The organism is Bacillus pretiosus, assembly GCF_051294775.1.
GTDB classification, from domain to species: domain Bacteria; phylum Bacillota; class Bacilli; order Bacillales; family Bacillaceae_G; genus Bacillus_A; species Bacillus_A wiedmannii.
In genome coordinates this window covers 1-310 of the sequence record NZ_JBPPHF010000146.1, presented here as the reverse complement: position 1 = coordinate 310, position 310 = coordinate 1, and the positions used below count along the sequence as shown (strand labels likewise).

Sequence of the window (310 nt, the reverse complement as noted above, 5' to 3'; positions counted from 1 at the left end):
CGGCGATTGCGCAAATGGCAGAACATATATCGTTATCACCAATTGTATTTGCTTTCATGGTAGCTGGACTAATTCGAATCGCAACAGGTTCAGCGACAGTAGCATTAACGACCGCCGCAGGGATTGTTTCACCAGTTATTCAGCACATGTCAGGTGTAAATTTAGAATTGCTCGTTATTGTAACGGGTGCAGGATCATTAATGTTTACTCACGTAAATGATGCGGGCTTCTGGCTTGTAAAAGAGTATTTAGGATTAACGGTGAAGGAAACGTTTAAAACGTGGACGGTACTTGAGACATTGTTATCAGT

General features: G+C 41.9%; 1 protein-coding gene. It reads left to right on the top strand.

The window, feature by feature from the left end:
* Positions 1 to 310: GntT/GntP/DsdX family permease (locus tag ACSG5Z_RS30240; protein WP_503827185.1), on the top strand; the 310-nt coding region annotated here is incomplete at both ends.